At 49.6% G+C, this 2500-nt stretch carries 2 rRNA genes (1 of these 2 cut by a window edge); both read left to right on the top strand.

Annotated features, from left to right (window positions below):
• Positions 1-2238 (top strand): 23S ribosomal RNA (locus B9T20_RS10020) (it extends 669 nt beyond the left edge of the window).
• 101 nt (positions 2239-2339) lie between these two features.
• Positions 2340-2455, top strand: a 5S ribosomal RNA gene (gene rrf, locus B9T20_RS10015).
• Positions 2456-2500 lie beyond the last annotated feature (45 nt).

Below are 2500 nucleotides of genomic sequence, written 5' to 3'. Positions count from 1 at the left end.
ACCCGAAACCAGGCGATCTATCCATGGCCAGGCTGAAAGTTAGGTAACACTGACCGGAGGGCCGAACCCACATCTGTTGCAATAGATGGGGATGAGCTGTGGATCGGAGTGAAAGGCTAATCAAGCTTGGAGATAGCTGGTTCTCCCCGAAAGCTATTTAGGTAGCGCCTCATGTATCACTTCTGGGGGTAGAGCACTGTTTCGGCTAGGGGGTCATCCCGACTTACCAACCCGATGCAAACTCCGAATACCAGAAAGTGCAATCATGGGAGACACACAGCGGGTGCTAACGTCCGTTGTGAAGAGGGAAACAACCCAGACCGCCAGCTAAGGTCCCTAAATTATCGCTCAGTGGTAAACGATGTGGGAAGGCATAGACAGCTAGGATGTTGGCTTAGAAGCAGCCATCATTTAAAGAAAGCGTAATAGCTCACTAGTCGAGTCGGCCTGCGCGGAAGATTCAACGGGGCTTAAGCGATATACCGAAGCTGCGGATTTAATACTTAAGTATTAAGTGGTAGGGGAGCGTTCTGTACGCCGGTGAAGGAATACTCGTGAGAGATTCTGGAGGTATCAGAAGTGCGAATGCTGACATGAGTAACGTTAATGGGAGTGAAAGACTCCCACACCGAAAGACCAAGGTTTCCTGTTCAACGTTAATCGGAGCAGGGTGAGTCGGCCCCTAAGGCGAGGCAGAGATGCGTAGTCGATGGGAATCAGGTTAATATTCCTGAACTTCTATATAATGCGATGGAGGGACGGAGAAAGCTAAACTAGCTGGGTGACGGTTATCCCAGTTTAAGCAAGTAGGCAGAGATCTTAGGCAAATCCGGGATCTTAATGCCGAGATGTGATGACGGTGAGTCTACGGACTCCGAAGTAGTTGATGCTATGCTTCCAAGAAAAACTTCTAAGCTTCAGTTATATAGAAACCGTACCCCAAACCAACACTGGTGGTCGGGATGAGAATTCTAAGGTGCTTGAGAGAACTCGGGTGAAGGAACTCGGCAAAATTGTACCGTAACTTCGGGAGAAGGTACGCCCTTTTAGGTGAAGGATTTACTCCATAAGCCTGAGAGGGCCGCAGTGAAAAGGTGGCTGCAACTGTTTATCAAAAACACAGGACTCTGCAAACACGAAAGTGGAAGTATAGGGTCTGACGCCTGCCCGGTGCTGGAAGGTTAATTGATGGGGTTAGCAGTAATGCGAAGCTCTTGATCGAAGCCCCAGTAAACGGCGGCCGTAACTATAACGGTCCTAAGGTAGCGAAATTCCTTGTCGGGTAAGTTCCGACCTGCACGAATGGCGTAATGATGGCCACACTGTCTCCACCCGAGACTCAGTGAAATTGAAATCACCGTGAAGATGCGGTGTACCCGCGGCAAGACGGAAAGACCCCGTGAACCTTTACTATAGCTTTGCAGTGGATTTTGAATCTTTTTGTGTAGGATAGGTGGGAGGCTTTGAAGCATCGACGCCAGTCGGTGTGGAGCCATCCTTGAAATACCACCCTAAAATATTTGAAATTCTAACCTAGACCCGTTATCCGGGTTGGGGACATTGCATGGTGGGTAGTTTGACTGGGGCGGTCTCCTCCGAAAGAGTAACGGAGGAGTGCGAAGGTACCCTCAGCGCGGTCGGAAATCGCGCTTTTGAGTGCAAAAGCATAAGGGTGCTTGACTGCGAGACAGACAAGTCGAGCAGGTACGAAAGTAGGTTTTAGTGATCCGGTGGTTCTGTATGGAAAGGCCATCGCTCAACGGATAAAAGGTACTCCGGGGATAACAGGCTGATTCCGCCCAAGAGTCCATATCGACGGCGGAGTTTGGCACCTCGATGTCGACTCATCACATCCTGGGGCTGTAGTCGGTCCCAAGGGTATGGCTGTTCGCCATTTAAAGTGGTACGCGAGTTGGGTTCAGAACGTCGTGAGACAGTTCGGTCCCTATCTGCCGTGGGCGTTGGAAATTTGAGGGGAGCTTCTTCTAGTACGAGAGGACCGAAGTGGACGTATCTCTGGTGTTCCGGTTGTCATGCCAATGGCATTGCCGGGTAGCTAAATACGGACGGGATAACCGCTGAAAGCATCTAAGCGGGAAGCCCACCCCAAGATTAGATTTCCCTAGAGGTTTAACCTCTCTAAAGGTCCGTCGGAGACTACGACGTTGATAGGTTGGGTGTGTAAGTGCAGTAATGCATTGAGCTAACCAATACTAATGACCCGTGAGGCTTGACCATATAATAGGTCTCAGAAAAATGTAACAAGTAATGTCGCTAGACTGAACCAACTAAACCAAAGAATGCTGTTGTTGTGATTTAATCACACAACCACTAGTTTTCCTGGAGACAATAGCGCTATGGAACCACCTGATCCCATTCCGAACTCAGAAGTGAAACGTAGCTGCGCCGATGATAGTGTGGGGCCTCCCCATGTGAAAGTAGGTCATCTCCAGGGCCTAACATGAATAGCCCTCTTCAAGCGAAGAGGGCTTTTTCATTT

Origin of the sequence: Wohlfahrtiimonas sp. G9077 (genome assembly GCF_002252155.1) — a bacterium.
Classification (GTDB): domain Bacteria; phylum Pseudomonadota; class Gammaproteobacteria; order Cardiobacteriales; family Wohlfahrtiimonadaceae; genus Wohlfahrtiimonas.
The sequence above is the reverse complement of the archived record's forward strand: the minus strand, read 5'-3'. Positions and strand labels throughout refer to the sequence as shown.